General features: G+C 43.0%; 16 protein-coding genes, 2 tRNA genes and 3 rRNA genes. 8 read left to right on the top strand and 13 right to left on the bottom strand.

What is annotated here, in order from left to right; translation table 11 throughout:
* Nucleotides 1-14 precede the first annotated feature (14 nt).
* Genes FHG64_RS02385 through rocD form a run of 3 tightly spaced genes read right to left on the bottom strand, consistent with a single transcriptional unit; the run spans nucleotide 15 to nucleotide 2,558 of the window.
* Nucleotides 15-563: an SRPBCC family protein gene (locus FHG64_RS02385; RefSeq protein ID WP_139064911.1), complete on the bottom strand. Its 549-nt coding sequence runs from the start codon at nucleotides 561-563 to the stop codon at nucleotides 15-17.
* A complete protein-coding gene (locus FHG64_RS02390) occupies nucleotides 564-1,253 on the bottom strand; it encodes a TrmH family RNA methyltransferase (protein ID WP_139064912.1) in 690 nt (229 codons plus the stop codon).
* 60 nt (nucleotides 1,254-1,313) lie between these two features.
* Entirely contained in the window at nucleotides 1,314-2,558 is a 1,245-nt protein-coding gene (gene rocD / locus FHG64_RS02395) for an ornithine--oxo-acid transaminase (RefSeq protein ID WP_139064913.1), read from the bottom strand.
* Nucleotides 2,559-2,758: 200 nt separating this feature from the next.
* On the opposite strand from rocD, the gene FHG64_RS02400 reads away from it, so the two are divergent.
* Nucleotides 2,759-4,186: an SLC13 family permease gene (locus FHG64_RS02400; protein WP_139064914.1), complete on the top strand. Its 1,428-nt coding sequence runs from the start codon at nucleotides 2,759-2,761 to the stop codon at nucleotides 4,184-4,186.
* A gap of 226 nt (nucleotides 4,187-4,412) precedes the next feature.
* On the opposite strand, the gene ltrA is transcribed toward FHG64_RS02400, so the two are convergent.
* The gene (gene ltrA, locus FHG64_RS02405; RefSeq protein ID WP_139064915.1) at nucleotides 4,413-5,651 is read right to left on the bottom strand and encodes a group II intron reverse transcriptase/maturase; all 1,239 of its coding nucleotides are present in this window, start codon (nucleotides 5,649-5,651) and stop codon (nucleotides 4,413-4,415) included.
* Nucleotides 5,652-6,576: 925 nt separating this feature from the next.
* Between ltrA and rlmD the strand changes: the two genes are divergently transcribed.
* From rlmD to FHG64_RS02420, 3 genes are read left to right on the top strand one after another with little or no spacing between them, the layout of a single operon-like run.
* The gene (gene rlmD, locus FHG64_RS02410; protein WP_139064916.1) at nucleotides 6,577-7,986 is read left to right on the top strand and encodes a 23S rRNA (uracil(1939)-C(5))-methyltransferase RlmD; all 1,410 of its coding nucleotides are present in this window, start codon (nucleotides 6,577-6,579) and stop codon (nucleotides 7,984-7,986) included.
* Nucleotides 7,968-8,525, top strand: coding sequence for a DUF6452 family protein (locus FHG64_RS02415; protein ID WP_139064917.1), 558 nt, complete (start codon nucleotides 7,968-7,970; stop codon nucleotides 8,523-8,525). The genes rlmD and FHG64_RS02415 overlap by 19 nt, the downstream gene beginning before the upstream one ends.
* A complete protein-coding gene (locus FHG64_RS02420; RefSeq protein ID WP_139064918.1) occupies nucleotides 8,491-9,195 on the top strand; it encodes a DUF6048 family protein in 705 nt (234 codons plus the stop codon). Before FHG64_RS02415 ends, FHG64_RS02420 begins: the two co-directional genes overlap by 35 nt.
* On the opposite strand, the gene FHG64_RS02425 is transcribed toward FHG64_RS02420, so the two are convergent.
* A complete protein-coding gene (locus FHG64_RS02425; protein WP_139064919.1) occupies nucleotides 9,192-10,358 on the bottom strand; it encodes a THUMP domain-containing class I SAM-dependent RNA methyltransferase in 1,167 nt (388 codons plus the stop codon). The two genes, FHG64_RS02420 and FHG64_RS02425, sit on opposite strands and share 4 nt — an antisense overlap.
* Before the next feature lie 128 nt (nucleotides 10,359-10,486).
* On the opposite strand from FHG64_RS02425, the gene FHG64_RS02430 reads away from it, so the two are divergent.
* Entirely contained in the window at nucleotides 10,487-11,155 is a 669-nt protein-coding gene (locus tag FHG64_RS02430) for a ZIP family metal transporter (protein WP_139064920.1), read from the top strand.
* Between the two features lie 3 nt (nucleotides 11,156-11,158).
* Nucleotides 11,159-11,587 carry a DUF4268 domain-containing protein gene (locus FHG64_RS02435; protein ID WP_139064921.1) on the top strand — a complete coding sequence of 143 codons (429 nt, stop codon included), beginning with the start codon at nucleotides 11,159-11,161 and terminating at the stop codon, nucleotides 11,585-11,587.
* Here FHG64_RS02435 and FHG64_RS02440 read toward each other — a convergent pair whose 3' ends face one another.
* The 7 genes from FHG64_RS02440 to FHG64_RS02470 form a co-directional block, all read right to left on the bottom strand.
* The gene (locus FHG64_RS02440) at nucleotides 11,588-12,139 is read right to left on the bottom strand and encodes a hypothetical protein (RefSeq protein ID WP_139064922.1); all 552 of its coding nucleotides are present in this window, start codon (nucleotides 12,137-12,139) and stop codon (nucleotides 11,588-11,590) included.
* A gap of 925 nt (nucleotides 12,140-13,064) precedes the next feature.
* A 5S ribosomal RNA gene (gene rrf / locus FHG64_RS02445) occupies nucleotides 13,065-13,174 on the bottom strand.
* Between the two features lie 207 nt (nucleotides 13,175-13,381).
* A 23S ribosomal RNA gene (locus tag FHG64_RS02450) occupies nucleotides 13,382-16,220 on the bottom strand.
* Nucleotides 16,221-16,444: 224 nt separating this feature from the next.
* Nucleotides 16,445-16,521: transfer RNA gene (locus FHG64_RS02455), tRNA-Ala, on the bottom strand.
* A gap of 141 nt (nucleotides 16,522-16,662) precedes the next feature.
* Nucleotides 16,663-16,736, bottom strand: a tRNA-Ile gene (locus FHG64_RS02460).
* A gap of 280 nt (nucleotides 16,737-17,016) precedes the next feature.
* Nucleotides 17,017-18,534, bottom strand: a 16S ribosomal RNA gene (locus FHG64_RS02465).
* The 16S, 23S and 5S rRNA genes sit together here with 2 tRNA genes alongside, the layout of an rRNA operon.
* A 942-nt stretch (nucleotides 18,535-19,476) precedes the next feature.
* Nucleotides 19,477-20,160, bottom strand: coding sequence for a DUF4294 domain-containing protein (locus tag FHG64_RS02470; protein ID WP_139064923.1), 684 nt, complete (start codon nucleotides 20,158-20,160; stop codon nucleotides 19,477-19,479).
* Nucleotides 20,161-20,267: 107 nt separating this feature from the next.
* Between FHG64_RS02470 and FHG64_RS02475 the strand changes: the two genes are divergently transcribed.
* Nucleotides 20,268-21,356 carry a M42 family metallopeptidase gene (locus tag FHG64_RS02475; protein WP_139064924.1) on the top strand — a complete coding sequence of 363 codons (1,089 nt, stop codon included), beginning with the start codon at nucleotides 20,268-20,270 and terminating at the stop codon, nucleotides 21,354-21,356.
* A gap of 204 nt (nucleotides 21,357-21,560) precedes the next feature.
* Complete coding sequence (locus FHG64_RS02480; protein WP_139064925.1) at nucleotides 21,561-22,640, top strand: DNA topoisomerase IB; 1,080 nt, start codon at nucleotides 21,561-21,563, stop codon at nucleotides 22,638-22,640.
* A gap of 249 nt (nucleotides 22,641-22,889) precedes the next feature.
* On the opposite strand, the gene FHG64_RS02485 is transcribed toward FHG64_RS02480, so the two are convergent.
* On the bottom strand, nucleotides 22,890-24,461 hold the full coding sequence (locus FHG64_RS02485; protein ID WP_139064926.1) for an SGNH/GDSL hydrolase family protein: 1,572 nt from the start codon (nucleotides 24,459-24,461) through the stop codon (nucleotides 22,890-22,892).
* Between the last annotated feature and the right edge of the window lie 38 nt (nucleotides 24,462-24,499).

Genomic DNA, 24,499 nt, shown 5'->3' on the forward strand with positions numbered 1-24,499 from the left:
ACATAAAAAGCTTCCTAAACGGAAGCTTTTTCATTTTTGGACTCCAGGATAGTTTTAATGTTCTTCAAACCTTCTTCGAGTTGACCCCCATAAGCCTTATCAACAGGATGAATAAGTGATATAATAGAAAGTGGGAAAGCCAAATTTCCTCTTACTCCCCATACCATTTTAGTCTTATTTTCATCAATTTCCTTGAGACCTTTGTATTCCAGTATTACCAGCCTGAAGGGTTTTACAATAAGAAACCGGGTTTCCATTATTTTGCCCTGGTTGAGCTTTACGATCTTTTGGGTACCCTCATAAAATTTCCTGTGGCCTCTCCAGTACAATAGAGAATCCAGTTTTCCATCTTCCCCCTTATATTTAAGGATGCCTTCAAAATTTTTTACAAACCATGGCATCCACTGTCGTTCCTTCTTCAGTTGCCGTACAAAATTAAAAACCTCCTCCTTGGGGCGATTTATAACCACTGTCCTGTTTATGTCATATTCTTTCTTTGCCCAGGCATGCAAGAATGCAAAAAACGTGATGATGGCAATGAAAATATAAAAAACGAGGGTCATTTAAATTTCTTTAGGGGGTATAAAAATAGGAAAATACACATTATCCTGAAACCTTTTCAATATTTCAGGGAAATTTTTAAAACTTTTACTTAACCAATCATATTTGAGAGTAGTTTTCTCATTTTCAGATAATTCCCATTGGACATCACTTTGTCGTAACCGCTGGGTAAGTTGCTGAAGGATAATAGCTGCAGAAACCGATATGTTTAAACTCTCTGTAAACCCCACCATTGGTATTTGCAAAAATTCATCGGCTTCATTTATAACATCAGCTGAAAGTCCGTCCTGTTCTGTACCGAAAAAGAAGGCAGATGGTTTTTCTATATTGAAATTACCAGGGTTGCTAGCTTTTCCATGAGGGATCGTGGCAACTATCTGGTAACCCTTTTCCCGTAAATGGGCAATACATTCACGGCTCGAATGGTGCCGATTCAAACTCACCCACTTCTGGGCCCCCATAGCTATTTCCCTGTCTATCTTCCTGCGGTTGCGCTCTTCGATGACATGGATATTCTGCACTCCAAAGACGTCGCAGCTTCTTATGACGGCACTGGTATTATGCAGCTGGTAAACATCCTCTGTAGCTACAGTAAAATGATTGGTTCTTAAATTTATAACCCTGTCAAATTTTTCTTTACGTTCAGGCGTAATGAGGTTTTCCAGGAAGGAATTTAATTGGGCTGAGGCCATTTTTGATAAAAAAAAGGCTGCCCGAAAACAGGGACAGCCTTATTACTAATATGAATTCAATTATTTCTCAAAATCCTTCAAGGTGGTTGTAATGATATTGACACAATCCAGCAATTCCTCTTCATTCATTACTAGAGGAGGTGCAAATCTTATTATGTTACCATGTGTAGGTTTTGCAAGCAGGCCATTTTCCTTTAAAGCCATACAAATATCCCAGGCAGTAGAACTGTCTTCAGTATCATTGATCACTATAGCATTTAAAAGTCCCTTTCCTCTTACAAGGTTCACAATAGAGGAGTTTCTTATGTAATCATTCATTTTTCTGCGGAAAAGATTCCCCAGCTTTTCAGCATTCTCTGCCAGGTTCTCATCCTTGATCACCTCCAGGGCGGCCATTGCAACTGCACATGCCACAGGATTTCCACCAAAGGTGGAGCCGTGCTGTCCAGGCTGTATAACGTCCATCACCTCATTGTTGGCCAGTACTGCAGATACGGGATATACCCCGCCTGAAATGGCTTTTCCAAGTATAAGGATATCGGGCTTAACATTTTCATGGTCCACTGCGAGTAATTTTCCGGTACGGGCAATACCTGTTTGTACTTCATCTGCAATGAAAAGGACATTATGTTGTTCACATAAGGCTTTTGCTCGTGACAAATAACCTTCAGAAGGGACATAAACCCCGGCTTCTCCCTGTATTGGCTCCAGCATCAATGCTGCTATATTCTTATTATTCTTAAGTGTTTCTTCCAATGCCTCTGTATCATCATAAGGTATCTTTAAAAACCCTGGCGTGTATGGCCCAAAGTTCTTACGGGCACCTTCATCATTGGAAAAAGATATTATAGTAGTTGTTCTACCGTGAAAGTTATTCTCGCAAACTATGATCTGTGCTTCTGTTTCCTTAACACCTTTTTTCTCATAAGCCCATTTCCTGGCGATCTTGATAGCAGTCTCCACAGCTTCTGCCCCCGTATTCATTGGGAGTAGTTTATCAAATCCAAAATATTCTGTAGCATACTTCTCGTATGGCCCAAGCACATCATTGTGAAAAGCCCTTGAGGTAAGGCCCAATTTTGAAGCCTGCTCATACATTGCATTTACGATCCTTGGATGGCAATGACCCTGGTTCACAGCTGAATATGCCGAGAGGAAATCATAATATTTCTTCCCTTCTACATCCCAAACGTGGACACCTTCCCCTTTACTTAATACCACCGGCAGGGGATGATAGTTGTGAGCTCCGTGTTTGTCTTCCAGGTCAATAGCCTGTTGCGATGATGTGATTTGTTCTAATTGCATTTCAAGTAATTTTAAATTTAATCTATCAATTCCTTCTTTATTGTTTCCAGTCATTGAAAACCATTAGGAGAGAAATCATCCGGGAGTGCCACAAAATTACCTAATATTCCTGTAAATACCTTAGGCTAACTCATAAGATTCCCTGTGTATTAATTATTCCAGATATACTTATTATCTTTATAAAGAAACTCACCCCTTTAATGTCTGATTCCAGGTATTATTCTCTAAAACAAATCGCCGGCTTCCCCATTCGCTATGCACGGGAAACTAAAACCGGGATGTTCCTGGTTTGTGTGATTGTAAGCACATTGCTTACCTTTCTTTTAAGAGATCCGGAATTTGCAAAAACCCAGCACCTGGTGCTCTTTCTCCTGTTCCTTTCAATAGGACTTTGGATTACAGAGGCAATTCCACCTTTTGCTGTTGGAATACTTATCATTGGCTTTCTCGTCTTTACAATGGGGAGGGAAGATACTATGGATGTAAAACAATATGTCCAAACATGGAGTGATGGGGTTATTTGGCTTTTCCTTGGTGGGTTCTTCCTGGCTTCAGGTATGAAAAAAACAGGATTGGATACCAGGTTGCTCCTTATCGCGGCACCCCGGTTTGGTTCTATGGCAAAATATATTGTCCTGGGGCTTATGATGGTTACTGCAGTACTTTCAATGGTAATGAGCAATACAGCAACTACCGCAATGATGATCGCCACAGTTGCTCCTCTTCTCAACCAGCCTTCAGGAAGGCAGCTGTCCAAAATTCTATATCTGGGTATTCCCGCCGCAGCAGCAATTGGAGGAATGGGAACTATTATAGGTTCTGCTCCCAATGCCATAGCTGTGGGTGCGCTGGAAGCTGTAGGCATACAGGTAAGTTTTATTGAATGGATGCTGGTAGGTATACCGGTAGCATTGCTGCTCACACTTTTATTCTGGCTTGTCCTTATAAAGAAATATGGAATAGGAAATGAAACTTTATCCCTTAATTTTTTAAAACGGACGGCACTTGAAGCCATTCCCACGGAAGAGATAATTCAGAAAAATGTGGTCCTGGTAATTCTAACCCTCACAGTATTCCTTTGGCTCACCTCCCAATGGACCGGGATTCCGGTGGCGGTGGTATCCGGAGTTCCTATAGTGGGACTAACAATGCTGGGGATCATAGATGCAGACGAGGTAAGAACCCTCCCCTGGGATACTTTGATGCTTGTGGCGGGAGGCTTGTCCCTTGGCCTGGCCATACAAGAGCAGGGATTGATCGTATACTTCATTGACCAGATGAGTACTATAGAGATTAATTTTTATGTTTTGCTTGTACTCTTCAGCTTCATATCTGTAGTACTCTCTAACTTTATGAGCAACACAGCCGCAACTACTATTCTCATTCCCATCGCAATTTCGTTTTCAGCAGCTTCGGGTGCCGTAAACCCGGTAGTCCTACCAATCGCAATAGGCCTTTGTGCCTCCTGCGCCCTCCTGCTTCCCGTCTCCACCCCACCCAACGCTATAGTCTACAGCACCGGAAGGGTTGAACAAAGCGAATTTAGATTAGGAGGAGTATTTGTAGGACTTTTGGGGCCAGTACTAATTATTCTTTGGACATTGCTTGTTAGTTATATTTTCTTTTGAAATAGGATCGCTGCGTAACAGTTGTCAGTTTTCGGTTAAAAAAGGTGGAAAGTGGAGAGTGGAAAGTTTGAGCGTAATTAAAAAAAGATCATCTCTTCGCAATATTTTTACCGGAAAGTACGCAAAGGTATACGCCGAGTAGGCAAAGGGGAGTTTCACCCCTAAGCCTCTCACAGAACCGTACGTGACAGTCTCCCGTCATACGGCTCGTGTTATTCTTTATAAATCAACAGTAACCAGTTTGCCAATGATAAAACAGGTTGGGTTTTAACTGTTTTATCTGTTTGAGCTTAATGATAGATTTTCCGGTGTTGATCTTGTATTTGTTTTTCATCCACTTGATCAGTCGTGAATCTACCTTTATTAGTGAGCGTCTTAGTTTATTTTTGCTGTATTTACTGTAATAGTTTATCCAACCTATAAGTTTCATATTGAGACTTTTGGCTATGTCCATTATATCCAACGTTGTGTTGTTCCATAACTTATTATCTCTAATAATCTCTCTAATCCGCTTTTGATTGGATTGACTGATTTCTGCTGTGAAGGCAGTATAAATTTGACCATCAAATTTTCCTATTCTCGCTCCTGGCTGATAGCTAAAGCCCAGAAATTCAAATTTGACCGTCTCGTGTTTTTCCTTCCGCTTGTAATCCTTACAGTAAGCGATGCGTGTTTTGGATTCGTTGACCTGTAGCTTTACTTCAGTCAGTCTTTGTTTGACTGCCTCAAGTACCATTTCCGCTTCTTCCTTGCTGTTGCAATGGATGACGATGTCATCTGCATACCTAACAAAGTTTACCTGAGGGTAGTGTTTGCTCAGCCACATATCAAGGGAGAAGTGTAGATACAGATTGGCAAGCAAAGGACTTATCACACCTCCCTGAGGTGTTCCTTTTCCTTCTTTTTGTTGCAGGGTGCCATCCTTCTTCTGGACAGGCATCTTTAACCATCTCTCTACATACAGTTTCACCCATTTTTCGTCCATAACGTGTTGGGTCGCTTTTAGCACCAACTCGTGATCCATTTCATCAAAGAACTTACTGATGTCCATATCTATCACCCAGTCCTGCTTGAAGCAGTTCTGCCTGACCTGTTCAACGGCATCGTGTGCACTCTTTAGTGGCCTGTAACCATACGAGTTGTCATGAAAGAGCCGGTCTATCCGCTTTTCCATATAATCCTTCAACACCTGTTGGGCTATTCTATCCTTAAGGGTTGGGATTCCTAATTTGCGCACCTTGCCGTCCTTTTTAGGTATCTCTACCTCTCGGACAGCCTGAGGGTGGTAACTGCCAGAGGCTAATCGGTTCCAGATAACGTAGAGATTGCGCTCAGTTTGTTTATCAAACTCAACCCAGCTCTGGTTGTCTATCCCAACGGCTTTACCCCCTTTTTTCACCTTGCGGTAAGCTTTCACCACCTGTGAAAACTCAATTGGTACTGTTTTCTTTACGTGTACATTCATTTGTTAATCATCCCTTTTTATCGGTTGTAGTAGTGAACATTCAACTGAATAACCCGAACCCTTCGCTCCTTCCTGCTTTCACAGGACATCATCACTACTATGGTTCGGTCCGACTTCCGTTTCCCTGCTCTTCACAGTTCCCTGAAACGGAGATCCCGAGTTCCGTAATAAAGCCCGGATATAAGTCATGTCGCCTGTATAACGGTGGGCACACGGCCAGTAAATCAGGTTTCCGCCGTGCTTATCTCTGCATCCTCAGCATAATGCGATTTTGCCACACAACTATGCGATTTCGTTACTTCATCAGCGATTTATTTTCATTCATCTCTTATATCCATACCTGATGGATTTGTTCCACCTTTTCCCTGAACGTTCACCACAGCGGCCTTACGGCTTTTGCAGCACAGGGTGGTTTGGCAACCCCGCCTGCACAGCGTTGCCGATACTTCGTTCTTATTGCTAAGAGTTGTATCATCTTTATTACAGCATGTTAAAGAACTTCAGCCGTCTTTAACTTCACGGCACAAGCAAAGAGCGCAAAGTTTTTTCTCTGCGTCCTTTGCGATCTTTCTTTGCGACCTTTGCGGTTAAACTCCGTGTATAATTTCGTAATTGATTTTTTACCACCAGGAACGCTAAGGTTTACGCAAAGAGCGCCAAGTTTTTTCTCTGCGTCCTTTGCGATCTTTCTTTGCGACCTTTGCGGTTAAACTCCGTGGTACTCCGTGCAAAACTCCCTAACTCCGTGGTTAAATTCAACTAGAATGGAGAAAATGAGAATCTTTCCTCTAAACAAACTCCAAACAACAAACACATAACGCTAAACAGCGAACAGAAAACGGTGAACAGAAAACAGTAAACAATTTCTCAAAAATTTGCCCTCCTTATTATTCCTATTCCCTCCTCAAAAGTTTATTTTTGCCCTATGGGAAGAAAGAATAAGAATAAACTCTTCGAGGAACTGGAGATCACAGGTGCAGGAGCAAAAGGAAAAGCCATTGCAAAAGCGCCAGATGGAAAGGTGATATTTATTACCAATGCAGTACCGGGAGATGTGGCAGATGTGCAGACCACCAAAAAGAAAAAATCCTTTTACGAAGGCACCGCGGTTAAGATCCATAAGTATTCAGAACGTCGGGCGGAGCCTGTTTGTCAGCATTTTGGAAACTGTGGCGGGTGTAAATGGCAATTTATGGGCTATGAGCACCAATTGTTCTTTAAACAGGAAGAGGTAATGAACAACTTGCGCAGAATTGGAAAGATCGACCTGCCAGAAGTTACCCCTATTCTTGGAAGTGAGGACATTTACTTCTACCGTAATAAAATGGAATTCTCATTTAGTGACAGCCGGTGGCTCACACTGGAGGAAATTAAAAGCAACAGGGAGTTTGAAGACAAGAATGCACTGGGATTCCATATACCCGGGATGTGGGATAAGATCCTGGATATAAAGAAATGCCACCTGCAGGAAGATCCCAGCAATGCCATTAGGAATTTTGTAAAGGAATTTGCCATCGCAAATGACATTTCCTTTTTTAATACCAGGGAGCAACACGGACTTTTACGCACCCTTATGATACGTACCACTTCTACGAATGAGATCATGGTGGTGGTGCAATTTTTTGCTGAAGATGCTGTAAAAAGGACCATGCTCCTGGACGCGATTGCTAAAGAATTCCCGGAGATCACCTCGCTGCAGTACGTGATCAATGGAAAGGGAAATGACACCATCTATGATCAGGATGTTATTTGTTATGTGGGCAGGGATCATATCTTCGAGGAGATGGAAGGCCTTAAGTTTAAGATCAATGCAAAATCCTTTTATCAAACCAATTCAAAACAGGCTTATGAGCTGTATAAAATTACCCGCGATTTTGCCCAATTGAGCGGGGAAGAATTGGTGTATGATCTATACACCGGCACAGGGACCATCGCACAGTTCGTGGCGCGTAATGCCCGCAAGGTGGTTGGAATAGAAGCCGTTCCCGTTGCGATTGAAGATGCTAAGGAAAATGCAAGGGAAAATAATATTGAAAACACAGAGTTCTTTGCTGGAGATATGCGTAAGGTGTTTACCAGAGAATTCATCGCACAACACGGCCATCCCGATGTTATCATTACAGATCCTCCAAGGGATGGGATGCACAAGGATGTAGTTGAGCAAATTATTGGTATCTTGCCTCAGCGAATTGTTTATGTAAGTTGTAACTCTGCCACCCAGGCTCGCGATCTTGCGTTGCTTGATGAACATTACAAAGTTACCAAAGTACAACCCGTAGATATGTTTCCGCAAACATTTCACGTAGAAAATGTAGTATGCTTAGAAAGAAGATAAGGATCGCAGGGATACCTGCGCTGTTGCTTTCCATCGTTATAATAAATCTGGGTTGCCAGCGGGATGATATTTGCCCTGCTTCAACGGTAACCACCCCTATGCTGAATATCGCCTTTTTTGATGCCGAGGAGACCGATGTTCCAAAACCTCCGGTAAATTTAAGGGTTAAGGCCGTAGATTATGACTCGGTGTATGTTAACAGGTATAATCAATCCACTATAAGTATCCCGCTAAGGACAGATGTGGATATCACCCAATACGAGTTTACCATCAATGCTCCTGAATTGCCTGCTGAGGGAGAAGAAGAAATTCCGGGAGAAAATACCAATATGGATGTGCTCACTTTCACGTATAATGCCAACAGGATCTATGTGAACAGGGCCTGCAGTTATAAAGTTAATTATCTTGATTTCCAGGCAAGGCTGGAAATTGATGAAAATAATTGGATCAATTCGGTCTTACCAGAAGACGGGATAGAAGATATCGAAGTAGATATAATTGGAAATGAAGTACAAACACATATTAATATTTACCACTAGCCTCCTTCTTTTATTCACTTCGCTTCTGCAGGCACAAACTGCACTGGATACGGTGAATTACCGGGAACGCTATGGCCTGAGGGTTGGGGTAGATCTAAGCAAGCCATTACGAACCCTTTTACAGGAGGATTACCGCGGCCTGGAGATCATGGGTGATTACAGGATCTATAAGGATTACTACCTTGCAGCCGAACTTGGTAACGAGCAGCTGCCATTTGAGGCCGATAACCTGCGGGTTACCTCAAACGGTAGTTATATAAAGATTGGAGGCGACTACAACGCCTATGATAACTGGGCCGGGATGGAGAATATAATTTTTGGTGGCCTGCGGTATGGTTTCGCAACTTTTTCCCAAACCCTGGAAGAATATGATATTTATACCAGGAATAAGTATTTCCCCCCACAGACCATAGAGGGTCCCTTTGAGAATGCAGGTTTAACCGCCCACTGGGTGGAACTTGTCGTGGGGCTTAAAGTGGAGATCCTGCATAACCTTTACCTTGGTGGGAACGTACAGTTAAAAAGAATGATAACGCAAAACAGTCCTAATAACCTGGACAATCTAACCATACCGGGTTTTAACAGGACTTATGATGAAAGTTCCTTTGGAGTAGGATACAGCTATAACCTCTCTTATTTGATCCCTCTTTACAGAAGGGAAAGAAATTAATCCCTGTCTTTGATTTTATGAAGCTTTTTTGTGCCTTCATAAATATCATATTTAAGAAATTTAGACTCCAGGGCCCCATTGTATAACTTTATCTTTCGTGTGGGCCTTAAACCTACATTCTTTATCGCTTCCAAATTGGAAGTAATGAACCAGGCCTCGGTGCCGGGATAACTTTGTTTAAGTGTATCTCCAATTCTTTTGTAGAAGACAGGCATATCTATATCCAGGCGTTCCCCGTACGGCGGATTAAAAACCATATGTAGTCTCCTGTCCCGTTCTTTTTCACTTTCGAAAAAATCCTGCTGTTTAACAGTGATGAATTCTGAAAGATTTGCATTCTCCACATTATCTATAGCCTTTTGTACTGCTGAAGGTGCTGTGTCATACCCCGTGATCGTGAAATGAAAATCTCTTACTTTCTTAAGTACAGAATCTTCTATTTTTTCAAACAGGTCTACATCCCAGTCTTTCCATTTTTCAAAGGCAAATTCCTTGCGGTTCAAATTTGGCGGTATGTTACAGGCTATCATAGCAGCCTCGATGAGGATCGTCCCGCTCCCGCACATAGGATCCAGGAAATCACATTGGCCGTCCCAACCCGAAAGCAGCAAAAGCCCTGCCGCCAGCACCTCGTTTATTGGAGCAATGTTGGTTGCAGTCTTATAGCCTCTTTTATGAAGGGATTGTCCTGAGCTGTCAAAACTTAGGTTACATATATCATTTTCTATATGAACATTGATACGTAAGGTGGGAAAATCCAGGTCCACATCTGGCCTCTCCCCAAATTTATCCCTAAACCTGTCTACGATCGCATCTTTGGTCTTTTGAGCAATATATTTTGAATGGGTGAATTTTTCTGAGTGTACGGTAGCGTCAATAGCAAGGGTATCTTTCACCTCAAGCTCCTCCTCCCAGGCGATCTTCTTAACCTCACGGTAAAGATCCTCCTCGTTGGAAATACGAAATGTCTTGAAAGGTTTCAGGATCTTTATAGCAGTACGAAGGCTCAAATTAGCCTTATACATAAAGCCTTTATCCCCCGTAAATTTTACGTTACGTGTGCCCTCCTGAATATCCATCGCCCCCAGGGCCCGTAATTCCTTTGCAAGTATAGGTTCAAACCCGTAAAGGGTCTTGGCCACCATTTCAAAATTATTTCCCATTGTTAAAATTTATTCTACCGCAAAAATACGTTAATTTTGCTGCAAATAATAGCAAAGCCCGGGGCATATTGCCTGTAATTAATGGCTCATTAAAAACCATACATCCTTAAAGCAGGCAATACCAACAGATGATATATTTTTTACCCTTACTTGCTGTTTTCCTTGGTTACCTTATAGCATTATTTATCAAACCCGGCTCCTCCATAGGCTTTAAACTACTCCTGGCATTTAGTGGTGCCTATCTTCTTTCAGTAACTGTTTTTGAGCTTTTACCGGAAGTTTATGAAACCGGAGATAATAAAGTTGGGATATTTATCATGATTGGCCTGCTCTTGCAAATAATACTTGAATTTGGTTCAAAGGGGGTAGAACATGGCCATATTCACCACGAAGGAAATAAAGGTGCCTTCCCATTTGCCTTACTTATAAGTTTATGCATACACGCCTTTTTGGAAGGATTCCCGCTAAATACAAGCGAACATTTATTGCACGGGGTGGTGATCCATAAGATTCCGGTTGCAGCAATTCTTTCAACCTTTCTTTTGCAATCGGGTATAAGCAAGGCTAAGGTTTTCCTTTTCCTGGGGCTGTTTGCTTTGATGACCCCGCTTGGCAGCTGGATACAGCTTAACAATGGTAGCATTACCCAATATTCAGCATACATACACGCGATTGTAATTGGTATTTTCCTTCATGTTTCGACAACCATTCTCTTCGAAGCTTCCAAGAATCATAAGTTCAATGCATCAAAACTGGCAGTGATAATCTTCGGGATCCTGCTGGCCTATTTTCTTTAAAAAATGTTCAGCAAAGAAGAATCAAAAAGGATAAGACAGGAATTCTGGACGGCGTTTGGAAAGGAACATCCGCGTAAATGGTTGCTGTATAATACCAGGATCAAGGATGTGCAATTGAAATTTAGCTTCGATAATGAGAAAGCAGAGGTATCCATTGACTTCACATCCAGCGATGAACTAATGCGGGATTATTATTTTGAAAAACTGGAATCTTTAAAAACAATACTCCTGGAAGAATACCTTCCAGATGCTGTTTATGAAGAAACCTATCCTCTTCCCGAGGGAAAGATCATTTCCAGGGTTTATACCCGGCTTAATAAAGTGAACATACATAATAGAAAAGACTGGCCCCCGGTAATGGATTTCCTGGAAGACAGGATGGATGCCCTGGAGCGGTTCTTCCTGGAGTATGCCGATTTCATTGCTGACTAGTTATTGAATATTAACTGTTTTGGTCTCAAAAGTGAGGTTATTAAAGTTACCATTGCTTATTTCAATAAATTCTGGATATTCACCTTCATCTTCCTGCGAGACTTGATAAATTATTCCCGAAAATGTTCCTGAAATTCTGCTGTTCGTAGAAGCTGTTATTTGTATAGTGAAGGGTTCCTCATCAGTATTGGAAGCAAGGGGTTTATATTCTACTACATAATCTCCCTCCTCATCGCCCATGAAGAGGCTCAAAAACATTTCTTCTGAACCTTCATAGATACCTTCCGTAATTGTCCCGTTTGCAGTACCAAATTCCAGAACTGAAAGTTTGAGACTGTAGCCAGCACCTGCCGCGTCCAGTTCAAAGTATTGCCCCTTCTGCGGAATCACATTTACTGCCGACTCAAAAGTTACAGCTTCCCATTGCTCCTCCTCTATTTGTGCTGTGACTGAAGGTTCTCCCACGGGTTCATTAACAGGCCCATCATCGGTTGAACAGGCTGCTATCCCAAAAACCAGCACAATGAGCAATAACTTTATCCCTCTATTCATACTCTTTGTCTTCATTATCTAATGTATCAAAAGGAAAACGTTTCTAAAGAGGATTTATCATAAAGGAAATGTGAAAGTTTTGGTAAGAAGCAGGGAATGTGGATTTCGGAAACTGAAATCTAGGGTCTGGAGTCTGGAAGCTAGAGCCTAGACTTTTTATTCCCTCTATACCCCCGCTTTATCCTTAGCCTCCCGGTTTGTCATCCTGTAAGGATCCCACGCCCAAGTGAGCGGGCAAGCGTAGTGGATGGTTATGGAGAATGAGGATCCAAGAAACAAGAGAAGAGAGAAGAGAGAAGAGAAAAAACTTGGAGTCTAGAACCCGATGGCGCGGATTTGCAATCCGTGACGAGTACACCACACCCGACGACTTGTACTTTCCAGTGTCCCCAATCCAATCCACCCCCCTGCCTTTGTCATCCTGCAAGAATCCCACGCCCGAGTGAGTGAACAAGAGTGGCCTGTTGTGGAGAGTCAGGAGACGAGGGCAAGCCCTGTTTTTTTGTCCCATAGGGACTATATATGGGTAGAAAAAAGGGGAAATTAATTCCTGTGCCTTTAGGTACGGCATATAGCTACGTCTGGCATTTTATATTTCGTACCTAACGGCACGATAATACCTTTTTGATTGTAATTTCTACCCATATGAGGTCCCTAACGGGACATAGTATTGGCAATGAAGAAACAAGAGAAGAGAGGATAGAAAAAAGAGCCTGGAGTATAGAATCTAGAGCCTGGACTTCCCGATGGCGCGGATTTGCTATCCGTGACGAATACTCAATACCCGATGTCTGTACTTATACCATCTTTCAGCCTCCCAGGTTGACTTTACTCCATAAAAAAACCCTTCATCGGTATGATGAAGGGTTTTCAAAATGGTATAAAACAAAAAAAGCACCTATCTTTCGATAAGTGCTTTTCAAAAACAAGGCGGCGACATACTCTCCCACAATACAGCAGTACCATCTGCGCTAACGGGCTTAACTTCTCTGTTCGGAATGGGAAGAGGTGAGCCCCGATGCTATAGCCACCTTAAATCTTAAAGGAGATATTAGATCTTAGATGTTAGACTTGAGATTTAAAAAGTTTCCCTTTTATCTCACGTCTCATATCTGATATCTCACTTCTAATAACATAACATATAAGGAAATAAACAATAGAAGATATCATTGATATTTTAATAAAATAAAATGAGTACTAGGTTATCCTGTCCTCCTTCGCCCGAAGGCTCCGGAGGACGGGTGCACTAAGCTTTACGGATTATTAGTACCACTCGGCTATGACATTACTGCCTTTACACCTATGGCCTATCAACGTGGTAGTCTTCCACGATCCTTTAAAGAAATCTCATCTTGTGGTGGGTTTCGCGCTTATATGCTTTCAGCGCTTATCCCTTCCAAACGTAGCTACCCAGCAATGCTCCTGGCGGAACAACTGGTGCACCAGAGGTTTGTCCAACTCGGTCCTCTCGTACTAGAGTCAGATCCACTCAAATTTCTAACGCCCACTGTAGATAGAGACCGAACTGTCTCACGACGTTCTGAACCCAGCTCGCGTGCCACTTTAATGGGCGAACAGCCCAACCCTTGGGACCTTCTCCAGCCCCAGGATGTGACGAGCCGACATCGAGGTGCCAAACCCCCCCGTCGATGTGAGCTCTTGGGGGAGATCAGCCTGTTATCCCCGGCGTACCTTTTATCCTTTGAGCGATGGCCCTTCCATGCGGAACCACCGGATCACTATGCTCTACTTTCGTACCTGATCGACCTGTATGTCTCTCAGTCAAGCTCCCTTTTGCCATTGCACTCTACGCACGGTTACCAAGCGTGCTGAGGGAACCTTTAGAAGCCTCCGTTACTCTTTTGGAGGCGACCACCCCAGTCAAACTACCCACCAAGCATTGTCCCCCATTTTCAGGGGTTAGGCTTCAAACAAGTAAAGGGTGGTATTTCAACAATGACTCCACCACACCTGGCGATGCAGCTTCAAAGTCTCCCACCTATCCTACACATCACTTGTCCAAAGTCAATACTAAGCTATAGTAAAGGTGCACGGGGTCTTTTCGTCCCACAGCGGGTAATCGGCATCTTCACCGATACTACAATTTCACCGAGCTCATGGCTGAGACAGTGTCCAGATCGTTGCACCATTCGTGCAGGTCGGAACTTACCCGACAAGGAATTTCGCTACCTTAGGACCGTTATAGTTACGGCCGCCGTTTACTGGGGCTTCAATTCAATGCTTCGCCAAAGCTAACATCTCCTCTTAACCTTCCAGCACCGGGCAGGTGTCAGACCCTATACGTCATCTTTCGATTTAGCAGAGTCCTGTGTTTTTGATAAACAGTCGCCTGGACCTCTTCACTGCGGCCCATCCGAAGATGGGCGACCCTTCTCCCGAAGTTACGGGTCTATTTTGCCTAGTTCCTTAGCCATGAATCTCTCGAGCACCTTAGAATTCTCATCCCAACTACCTGTGTCGGTTTGCGGTACGGGCTGCCACCACTCGCTTTTCTTGGAAGTCGATTCGCTAGATTATCACGCCAGCCGAAGCCTTTGTGTACTATCGGGGTGTTACCACTCCCTTCAACGCACTATTCCGTCAGTGCGCACTAACTTTTCGCCTCCGTCACTTTTATCGTGGGGCAGGTACAGAAATATTAATCTGTTGTCCATCGACTAACCCATTCGGGGTCGCCTTAGGTCCCGACTAACCCTCAGCTGATTAGCATAGCTGAGGAAACCTTAGTCTTTCGGTGTGCGGGTTTCTCGCCCGCATTATCGTTACTTATGCCTACATTTTCTTTTGTAATTAGTCCAGCAAGCCTTACAGCTCACCTTCAACCCTATTACAATGCTCCCCTACCACTCCATATCTAAATATGAAATCCATAGCTTCGGTAGTATATTTATGCCCGATTATTATCCATGCCGAACCGCTCGACTAGTGAGCTGTTACGCACTCTTTAAATGAATGGCTGCTTCCAAGCCAACATCCTAGCTGTCTGGGCAGTTCAACCGCGTTTCTTCAACTTAATATACATTTGGGGACCTTAGCTGATGGTCTGGGTTCTTTCCCTCTCGGACATGGACCTTAGCACCCATGCCCTCACTGATATACATCATTTTATAGCATTCGGAGTTTGTCAGGAATTGGTAGGCGGTGAAGCCCCCGCATCCAATCAGTAGCTCTACCTCTATAAAACTAATATATCGCTGCACCTAAATGCATTTCGGGGAGTACGAGCTATTTCCGAGTTTGATTGGCCTTTCACCCCTACCCTCAGGTCATCCCAAGACTTTTCAACGTCAACGGGTTCGGTCCTCCACTATGTGTTACCACAGCTTCAACCTGCCCAAGGGTAGATCACACGGTTTCGCGTCTAACACTACCAACTAGTGCGCCCTATTAAGACTCGCTTTCGCTACGGCTCCACATCTTAAATGCTTAACCTTGCTGGCAACGTTAACTCGTAGGCTCATTATGCAAAAGGCACGCCGTCACAGAACAAGTCTGCTCCGACCGCTTGTAAGCGTATGGTTTCAGGATCTATTTCACTCCGTTATTCACGGTTCTTTTCACCTTTCCCTCACGGTACTGGTTCACTATCGGTCTCTCAGGAGTATTTAGCCTTAGCGGATGGTCCCGCCAAATTCATACAGGGTTTCACGTGCCCCGCACTACTCAGGATACCACTATGGTTTATGATCTTTACTTATACGGGACTATCACCCTCTATGGTCACTCTTTCCAAAGTGTTCTAATTCATAACACAACCAATCTCGTGGTCCTACAACCCCAACTAATCCGTAAACTAGCTGGTTTGGGCTAATGCGCGTTCGCTCGCCACTACTTGCGCAATCACTGTTGTTTTCTTCTCCTCCGGGTACTTAGATGTTTCAGTTCCCCGGGTTCGCCTACCTTACGGTATACTATATCTTCAATATAGTGGGTTGCCCCATTCGGATATCTGCGGATCAACCTGTATGTGCCAGTCCCCGCAGCTTTTCGCAGCTTATCACGTCCTTCATCGCCTCTGAGAGCCTAGGCATTCCCCATACGCCCTTATTTAGCTTATGTGCTTTTACCTAATATGCTCTTGTCACTATAAACAGCCGTGCAGCATGTCTATAGAAACGATTTTATTCTATTATTCTATCTACTTGTATTTCTACAAATTCGATTTTTCTCGTATTCTTTATTTCCCAATATGTCAATGAACGTTTTGTAGATTTGAGATCTTAGACGTGAGATATTAGACAAATAAATGTCTCAAATCTCATATCTCAGGTCTCTTATCTAACCTGGTGGAGAATATCGGAGTCGAACCGATGACCTCCTGCGTGCAAGGCAGGCGCTCTAGCCAGCTGAGCTAATCCCCCATTTTTTAAATTGAAATTCCAAAAAACCAAAATTCCAAATTCCAAAAAGGATAGGTATCCCAACTTCTAAAATTTCCTTTCAATACTTGTAATGAACTTAATCCCCTTTTTTTACTCCCCCTTCGGGGGTTGGGGGGCCTGTAGTCTCAGGCAGACTCGAACTGCCGACCTCTACATTATCAGTGTAGCGCTCTAACCAGCTGAGCTATGAGACTGCAAATAGATACTAGATTTTAGATCTGAGACTTGAGATTTCTTTTCATCCCTCTCTTTATCTCACATCTCATATCTGATATCTCACATCTAATATTAGATCTTAGACTTTAGATTTTAGACGTGAGACTTATTCTCTCACTCATCTCATATCTCAAATCTAATATCTCATATCTTTTATAATATAATATATCGAAATTGACAGCTAAATTAAGACCAAAGAGTTCCTTTTGAGAACCTTGAGTGGTAATTGCGATTGCTCTTTAATAAGCAATGCTCTAGAAAGGAGGTGTTCCAGCCGCACCTTCCGGTACGGCTACCTTGTTACGACTTAGCCCCAGTTACCAGTTTTACCCTAGGCGGCTCCTTGCGGTGACCGACTTCAGGTACCCCCAGCTTCCATGGCTTGACGGGCGGTGTGTACAAGGCCCGGGAACGTATTCACCGCATCATGGCTGATATGCGATTACTAGCGATTCCAGCTTCACGGAGTCGAGTTGCAGACTCCGATCCGAACTGAGATAGGGTTTATAGATTCGCTCCTGCTTGCGCAGTGGCTGCTCTCTGTCCCTACCATTGTAGCACGTGTGTGGCCCAGGACGTAAGGGCCGTGATGATTTGACGTCATCCCCACCTTCCTCACGGTTTGCACCGGCAGTCTTGTTAGAGTTCCCGACATTACTCGCTGGCAACTAACAACAGGGGTTGCGCTCGTTATAGGACTTAACCTGACACCTCACGGCACGAGCTGACGACAACCATGCAGCACCTTGTAATCTGTCCGAAGAAAAAGCTGTTTCCAGCCCTGTCAGACTACATTTAAGCCCTGGTAAGGTTCCTCGCGTATCATCGAATTAAACCACATGCTCCACCGCTTGTGCGGGCCCCCGTCAATTCCTTTGAGTTTCATTCTTGCGAACGTACTCCCCAGGTGGGTTACTTATCACTTTCGCTTAGCCACTCAGTCCGAAGACCAAACAGCTAGTAACCATCGTTTACGGCGTAGACTACCAGGGTATCTAATCCTGTTCGCTACCTACGCTTTCGTCCATCAGCGTCAGTATCTTATTAGTGATCTGCCTTCGCAATCGGTATTCTATGTAATATCTATGCATTTCACCGCTACACTACATATTCTAACCACTTCATAAGCACTCAAGAACAACAGTATCAATGGCAATTCTATGGTTGAGCCACAGACTTTCACCGCTGACTTATTATCCCGCCTACGGACCCTTTAAACCCAATGATTCCGGATAACGCTTGGATCCTCCGTATTACCGCGGCTGCTGGCACGGAGTTAGCCGATCCTTATTCTTACGGTACCGTCAAGCCTCTTCACGAAGAGGTGTTTCTTCCCGTATAAAAGCAGTTTACAACCCATAGGGCCGTCTTCCTGCACGCGGCATGGCTGGATCAGGCTCTCGCCCATTGTCCAATATTCCTCACTGCTGCCTCCCGTAGGAGTCTGGTCCGTGTCTCAGTACCAGTGTGGGGGATCTCCCTCTCAGGACCCCTACCTATCGCGGTCTTGGTAAGCCGTTACCTTACCAACTAACTAATAGGACGCATACTCATCTTATAGCCATAAATGTTTAATCAGAAAATAATGCTATTCTCTAATACTATGGGGTATTAATCCAAATTTCTCTGGGCTATCCCCCTCTATAAGGTAGATTGTATACGCGTTACGCACCCGTGCGCCGGTCGCCACCATCCGAAGACGTGCTGCCCCTCGACTTGCATGTGTTAAGCCTGCCGCTAGCGTTCATCCTGAGCCAGGATCAAACTCTTCATCGTTAATCTTTAAATAAATTTACAATTACCAAGGTTCGTATCTGCCTCTTATAAATAAGAGACACTCAAAATGACTTTCTAGTCTTAATTTAATTTCTTTGCTTTACTACCTAAGTAGTAAAACGCGCTGTCAATTCAATATATCAAAGAACATATGTCGCACCGCGACTTTGTTAAAATAAAAGGAGTCGAACCTCTTCTCACCCACCCGGGATTTTATTTCTTTATCTCAATAACTCTTAAAGAACATTCGCTCGTTTTTAAAGCGGCTGCAAATGTACAACCAATTTTAATTACCGGCAAAACTTTTTTTGAAGTTTTTTTCGAGGGAATTTCTTTTTGAAGAACAACCGCCTTTTTCTCATTTAGCGGGGTGCAAATATACACCCTATTTTGTTCCCGCCAAAACCTTTTTTAAAGTTTTTTTAAGAAGCTGCTCCAACAAGGAAGTAACCTCCCCTCTCTTCGCAATCCCAGTCTCTGCTCAATGAACTCCGCTACTCTTAAGATATTACTCCCTCGCTAAGCGGCTGCAAATATACACCGCTTTTTTCCTTTCCCGCAAATATTATTTGAGGTTTTTTTAGGAAAAAAATTTATGCCCGGGTAATTAGTTGAGATCTTGCTTTTTACCTTACAAAGAAAATTAAAAAAAATTCATTTTAACCTCCCTCCCCTCCAGGCCAGATTAAAAATACGATTATCCTTAATATTCCCAGGTGTCAATCTTAAGAATGAACCTTTCCTGGATGGGATTGACAAACACAAATTTGTCCTGGATCCCTTCTGTTTAAAATAGAAGAAACCAATGTCATCCCGGGGGAATTTATTCTTCTATTACACTTTAGGAGTCTTCAGGTTGTCCAGCGGTGGATTAAACTTCTATTTTCAAATCCGTTGAATTTATGTCTGGATTACAGCAGCGCCAGCAATACAGACTCTTATTTACCTGCTCGTAGTACTTACTTTCCACTTATTGCGCAGCTCAAGGAATTTAAAATCCAGGGCACTTGGTTGTGGCTCAAGAACCTTCTGCTGGAAAGAGCGTTGAAGGATATCTTCTATAAGATAATCTTCCTTATCATTTTCAGGATTGTATTCCTCTTTAAGGGAAATATCAAAGATACTTGCAGTGGAATTATACCAGAATGCACGCCAGCCGCTTTTCAGATCTTTAACCAACTCAAAAGCAGTAACCCCGGTTTGCCTGTGAATAAGCTTTACGAGAATCTGGCCTTCAGTTTTTGTGAGTTTCTTCAGTTCGGCAGAGAATTGGTCTTCTATATAATCCTGCACAATCTTGGTATAGCGCTTTCTATCCCTTTTAGTTTTAATTTGGTCCAGCCTGGATTGTAATTCCACCAAACGCTCTGAAGCCAATTTGGCATACGGATATACTTTCCTGGTTTTCCTTCTCAATATCAAGTAATCCCGACGCTCTTTTTCACTATTGAATTTAAGACGGTTAAGGATCATCACTTCATCCAGGTCTATTGTTTCCCTCACAAGTGTATCACCCATAACGATAAAGTATTCCTTAGCCGTGGAATCCTCTACAGGTTCCCGGGTTTGGGCATATCCTCCCATCATCACAAAAAGCAGCGAAGCCGTTATTGTTAATCTCAACATACTAATCTATAAGATTTCATTTTCATAAACCAAAACCATTCCAAATTTACAATTATTGCTCTTGCTATGCATTTAATTCTTATTAAATTCGTGCAAAATAATATGTAATGAAAGAAAAAGAAATACTAGACCAGGACTCCATAGATTTTCTTGAGAAATATTTGAACAACCCTTCCCCTACCGGTTACGAATGGGAGGGGCAGAAGATATGGATGGATTACCTTAAACCGTATGTTGACGAATTTATCACAGATACTTATGGTACGGCTGTAGGAGTGATCAACCCAAAAGCGAAATTTAAAGTGGTTATAGAAGGACATGCCGATGAGATCTCCTGGTATGTCAATTATATTACAGATGATGGACTCATATATGTAATTCGAAATGGAGGAAGCGACCACCAGATCGCAGCTTCAAAGAGGGTTAATATACACACAAAGAAAGGGATCGTAAAAGGAGTTTTTGGATGGCCGGCTATTCACACCCGCGATAAGGAAAAGGAGCAGGCTCCAAAAATGGACAACATTTGTATTGACGTAGGATGTTCTTCCAAGGATGAAGTAGAAGCTTTGGGGGTTCATGTAGGCTGTGTGATCACCTATCCCGATGAATTCTTTATTCTTAATGAGAATAAATTTGTATCCCGCGCCCTGGACAACAGGATTGGCGGATTTATGATCTCCCAGGTAGCGAGGCTACTCAAGGAGAACAAGAATAAATTACCATTTGGACTATATATTACCAACTCTGTCCAGGAAGAGATTGGCCTGCGCGGTGCAGAAATGATCACCCAGCGTATTAAACCAAATGTTGCCATAGTGACAGATGTTACACACGACACAACTACCCCAATGATAGAAAAGAAGACAAACGGGTACGCGAGGATAAGCGAGGGCCCGGTGATCACTTACGCTCCTGCTGTGCAAAATAAACTAAGGGAATTATTGATCGAAACTGCTGAAAAGAATGAGATCCCATTCCAGCGCGCGGCGTCAAGCCGAATGACGGGAACAGATACAGATGCTTTTGCCTACAGCAATGGAGGGGTAGCCTCTGCCCTTATTTCGCTTCCGCTTAGGTATATGCATACAACAGTGGAAATGGTACATAAAGATGACGTTGAAAATGTAATTCGTCTTATTTATGAGAGCCTTTTGCAAATAAAAGATGGGGAGACTTTTAGTTATTTTAACTAATCCTCAATACACATATCTATAAAAAAGCCTTTTCCGGAATATGGAAGAGGCTTTTTTTTATGTCTTAATTAACGGGCCTGGAGTTGTACTTGCAACAATTATCAGCAGATGTTATTTCCCGGGCTTAAATAATCCTTAGCTTAACTTTCACAATTCTTTATCAAAGGGTTATGTCATTTACAATTATCTTTCAGCAAAAACAACATGACCCTTTCTCCTGAAGATGTAAATTCCCTTTTGGAAAATCCTTCCGAAGCCACTGAACTGGCTAACCTAACATATATAGTTGAAGATAGACTTTCCATTCAGCGAAAAAAAGTAGGCAGGGGCTTTTCCTATTATAAGAATGGGGAAAAGGTTAAAGATCAAAGGACCCTGGAACGCATCAAGAGCCTGGTGATCCCCCCGGCCTGGACCAATGTTAGGATATGTTCGATCAAAAAGGGACACCTGCAGGTAATAGGACGGGATGAAAAAAACAGGAAGCAATACCTATATCACCCGCTGTGGTCAAAGTTACGTAATCAAACGAAGTTCTTTAAAATGGCTTCTTTTGGTAAAACCCTTCCCCGCATAAGGAAACAGGTAGAACAGGACCTGGAGCTTCCAAAAATGACCCGCAGGAAGGTACTCGCACTGGTGATAAGGCTTATGGAAGAAACCCATATTCGAATAGGTAATGCCTATTACGCCCGGGAAAACAAAACCTACGGACTTTCGACCTTAAGAGGAAAACACCTTAAAACCGATAAGAATAAGATAAGGTTCGAATTCATTGGAAAAAAAGGCAAGGAACAATCTGTTACCATTAAAAATAAACGGCTTATTAAACTGGTCAACCAATGCGAGGAGATCCCCGGCTGGGAGTTGTTTAAATTTTATGACGAGGACGGGGATAAAACTCCCATAGACAGTGGGATGATCAATGAGTATATACAGGACATTAGTGGGGGCGATAAATTTTCAGCCAAAGATTTTCGCACCTGGTCTGCGTCCAAGATTTTCTTTGAAACCCTTTACGAACTTGGATATGAAGAAGATGAAAAACGAAATAAAAAAAATATACTTACGGCTTACGACACGGCGGCGCAGGGATTAGGGAATACCAGGGCCGTTTGCCGGGAGTACTACGTGCATCCCAGTATTGTAAAAAATTATGAAACCGGTGAAATTGTAGAGCATTTTAAAAAAGTACGGGTGCGAAAAGAAAAGAATTACCAAACCCTCTCTGGTACTGAAAAGGTAATGCTGAAAATGATCGAGGATTACCAGATAGATATATAAAAAAGAGACTGGAACGCTACGCTTTCAGAATCTAGAATCCAGACGCTGACGATGAAGGGAATGATCATTTAGACTCTGCTCCAAAACTTCATTTCTATATAATCTTAGAGTTCAAACTAATTTCCCAATTTTCATCCTGCTGAAGGAAAAGACCAAAAGCCATAAGAACACATCCAAAATGTAAGGCAACCATAATTAAAAAACCCATCCTGCTGCAGGATGGGTTTTTTAATTTATAATGTTACTGTCTTACATAGAAGAGGGATACATTGTTGTATAATCTGCAGCTTTTACCGGCGGAAGGTTAGAGCCGTAGGTTTCATTGATAGCCTCCAGGAATTTATTTGCAAGATAGGCTCCTCCCCTTGCGGTGGGATGTATCCCATCCAGGGAAAAGGCATTTCCGAACACCAGGCGGGCATTCAATGTATATTCGTCAAAATCTACCCCACTCTCTGCCACTTCATCCAGGAGAGCGTTTACATCTACAAAGGCAAGGTCAAATTGTTGTGCCACAGCTTCAATAACCTCATTAAAGGCAGTTGTGGCTTCCAGTACATCCTGTTGTTCTGAAGGTAGAAGTACATATTCATCTTCCAGAGGAAAAGTTACCCCGTTTATGGCCAGCTGGCCTGCAGTTGCTTCGGGCACCTGCATGTTAACTAACATTTGAAAGGCATCTGTGTTCAATTGTCCAATGACAGATGAGGAAGGAAGCACTAAAAGGTCATCCTCTGTAGCCTGTCGCGCCTGCCCGTAAAGCAAACCAAACAATCCTGCTGTTGCGGGATCCACGTTCGCCATTTGCATAGCACCGGTAATTTGCTGTGAAAGATCTGGAAGAGATTCATCCTTTATGATCACAGCACTCGCTTCTGTTTCAGAGAAAACGAAAGACCTCTCTGGCACACCCAGTGCAGCAAAAACCTGGTTCAAACCTGCAAAAGTTGCATTTAGTGTTGGGATCATTGGCCCAAAAGATTCATTTGCCGGGCTTAAAGGTTTGTAAGAAACAGTATTAAAATATGGAACATTTAAAACATTAGGGATATTGGCAACCACCCCTTGCGCTCCATTGGCGGTTAAGGCGGTGACGATACCGGTATAGACCTGTTCAAAAATCATGGGATCTGTGATATCGTTCATCCCATAAGATGAAGGATCATAATCTCCTTCCCGGTTAACTCCTGCCCCACCTGCCGTGGCATATAAGAGCACATCGTTATTCCCAATCCAAAGGGAAAAGAAGGTAGGATCCTGGCTAAGGGCATCTTCCAAAACAGTGGTGCCGGGGCTGCTTGCAAACCTTGCGAAATAAGGATTGGCAGTGCCCTGTGGTACTCCTGCAACACTCCCATACCCGGGAGCCATAAGATGATAACTTTTGGCCCCTGGTATTCCCAGGTTATTAAAAGGTCCTGCCTGCACATTGGTTATCTCTGTTCCCGGTGCGCTACTCACCCGCTCCGGTGTTGCACCATTAAAGAAAAGGCGCGGTTGTGTAATAACATTCCCGCCCAAAAGCAGGCCTCCAATATTATCACTTACCAGTGGCTGCGTAAACTCACCTCCGCCTGCCAATGCGAAGCGACTGGCCAGAATATTGGGAATGGAGTTTTGTTGACCTGCCCTAAATAATGCCCCGTCTGTATATCCCGCGGTAAGGCTATTTCCAATAGCAACATAATGCGAAAAATCTGCACTACCCGAGGTATATTCCACCGGTTCTTCAATCCCGGTGCCATTATCATCATCATTACTACATCCTGAAACAATACCTGCCAGCAGTAATAAAAGCCATTTATAATTACGTATTTTCATATTCTAAGTTTTTTGTTCAACCTTTTACTATTAAAGGC

Origin of the sequence: Antarcticibacterium flavum (assembly GCF_006159205.1) — a bacterium.
Lineage (GTDB): Bacteria > Bacteroidota > Bacteroidia > Flavobacteriales > Flavobacteriaceae > Gillisia > Gillisia flava.

Coding starts and splice junctions, on each gene's coding strand:
- FHG64_RS02385 (WP_139064911.1), bottom strand. CDS start 563: ATGACCCTCGTTTTTTATATTTTCATTGCCATCATCACGTTTTTTGCA.
- FHG64_RS02390 (WP_139064912.1), bottom strand. CDS start 1,253: ATGGCCTCAGCCCAATTAAATTCCTTCCTGGAAAACCTCATTACGCCT.
- rocD (WP_139064913.1), bottom strand. CDS start 2,558: ATGCAATTAGAACAAATCACATCATCGCAACAGGCTATTGACCTGGAA.
- FHG64_RS02400 (WP_139064914.1), top strand. CDS start 2,759: ATGTCTGATTCCAGGTATTATTCTCTAAAACAAATCGCCGGCTTCCCC.
- ltrA (WP_139064915.1), bottom strand. CDS start 5,651: ATGAATGTACACGTAAAGAAAACAGTACCAATTGAGTTTTCACAGGTG.
- rlmD (WP_139064916.1), top strand. CDS start 6,577: ATGGGAAGAAAGAATAAGAATAAACTCTTCGAGGAACTGGAGATCACA.
- FHG64_RS02415 (WP_139064917.1), top strand. CDS start 7,968: ATGCTTAGAAAGAAGATAAGGATCGCAGGGATACCTGCGCTGTTGCTT.
- FHG64_RS02420 (WP_139064918.1), top strand. CDS start 8,491: ATGAAGTACAAACACATATTAATATTTACCACTAGCCTCCTTCTTTTA.
- FHG64_RS02425 (WP_139064919.1), bottom strand. CDS start 10,358: ATGGGAAATAATTTTGAAATGGTGGCCAAGACCCTTTACGGGTTTGAA.
- FHG64_RS02430 (WP_139064920.1), top strand. CDS start 10,487: ATGATATATTTTTTACCCTTACTTGCTGTTTTCCTTGGTTACCTTATA.
- FHG64_RS02435 (WP_139064921.1), top strand. CDS start 11,159: ATGTTCAGCAAAGAAGAATCAAAAAGGATAAGACAGGAATTCTGGACG.
- FHG64_RS02440 (WP_139064922.1), bottom strand. CDS start 12,139: ATGAATAGAGGGATAAAGTTATTGCTCATTGTGCTGGTTTTTGGGATA.
- FHG64_RS02470 (WP_139064923.1), bottom strand. CDS start 20,160: ATGTTGAGATTAACAATAACGGCTTCGCTGCTTTTTGTGATGATGGGA.
- FHG64_RS02475 (WP_139064924.1), top strand. CDS start 20,268: ATGAAAGAAAAAGAAATACTAGACCAGGACTCCATAGATTTTCTTGAG.
- FHG64_RS02480 (WP_139064925.1), top strand. CDS start 21,561: ATGACCCTTTCTCCTGAAGATGTAAATTCCCTTTTGGAAAATCCTTCC.
- FHG64_RS02485 (WP_139064926.1), bottom strand. CDS start 24,461: ATGAAAATACGTAATTATAAATGGCTTTTATTACTGCTGGCAGGTATT.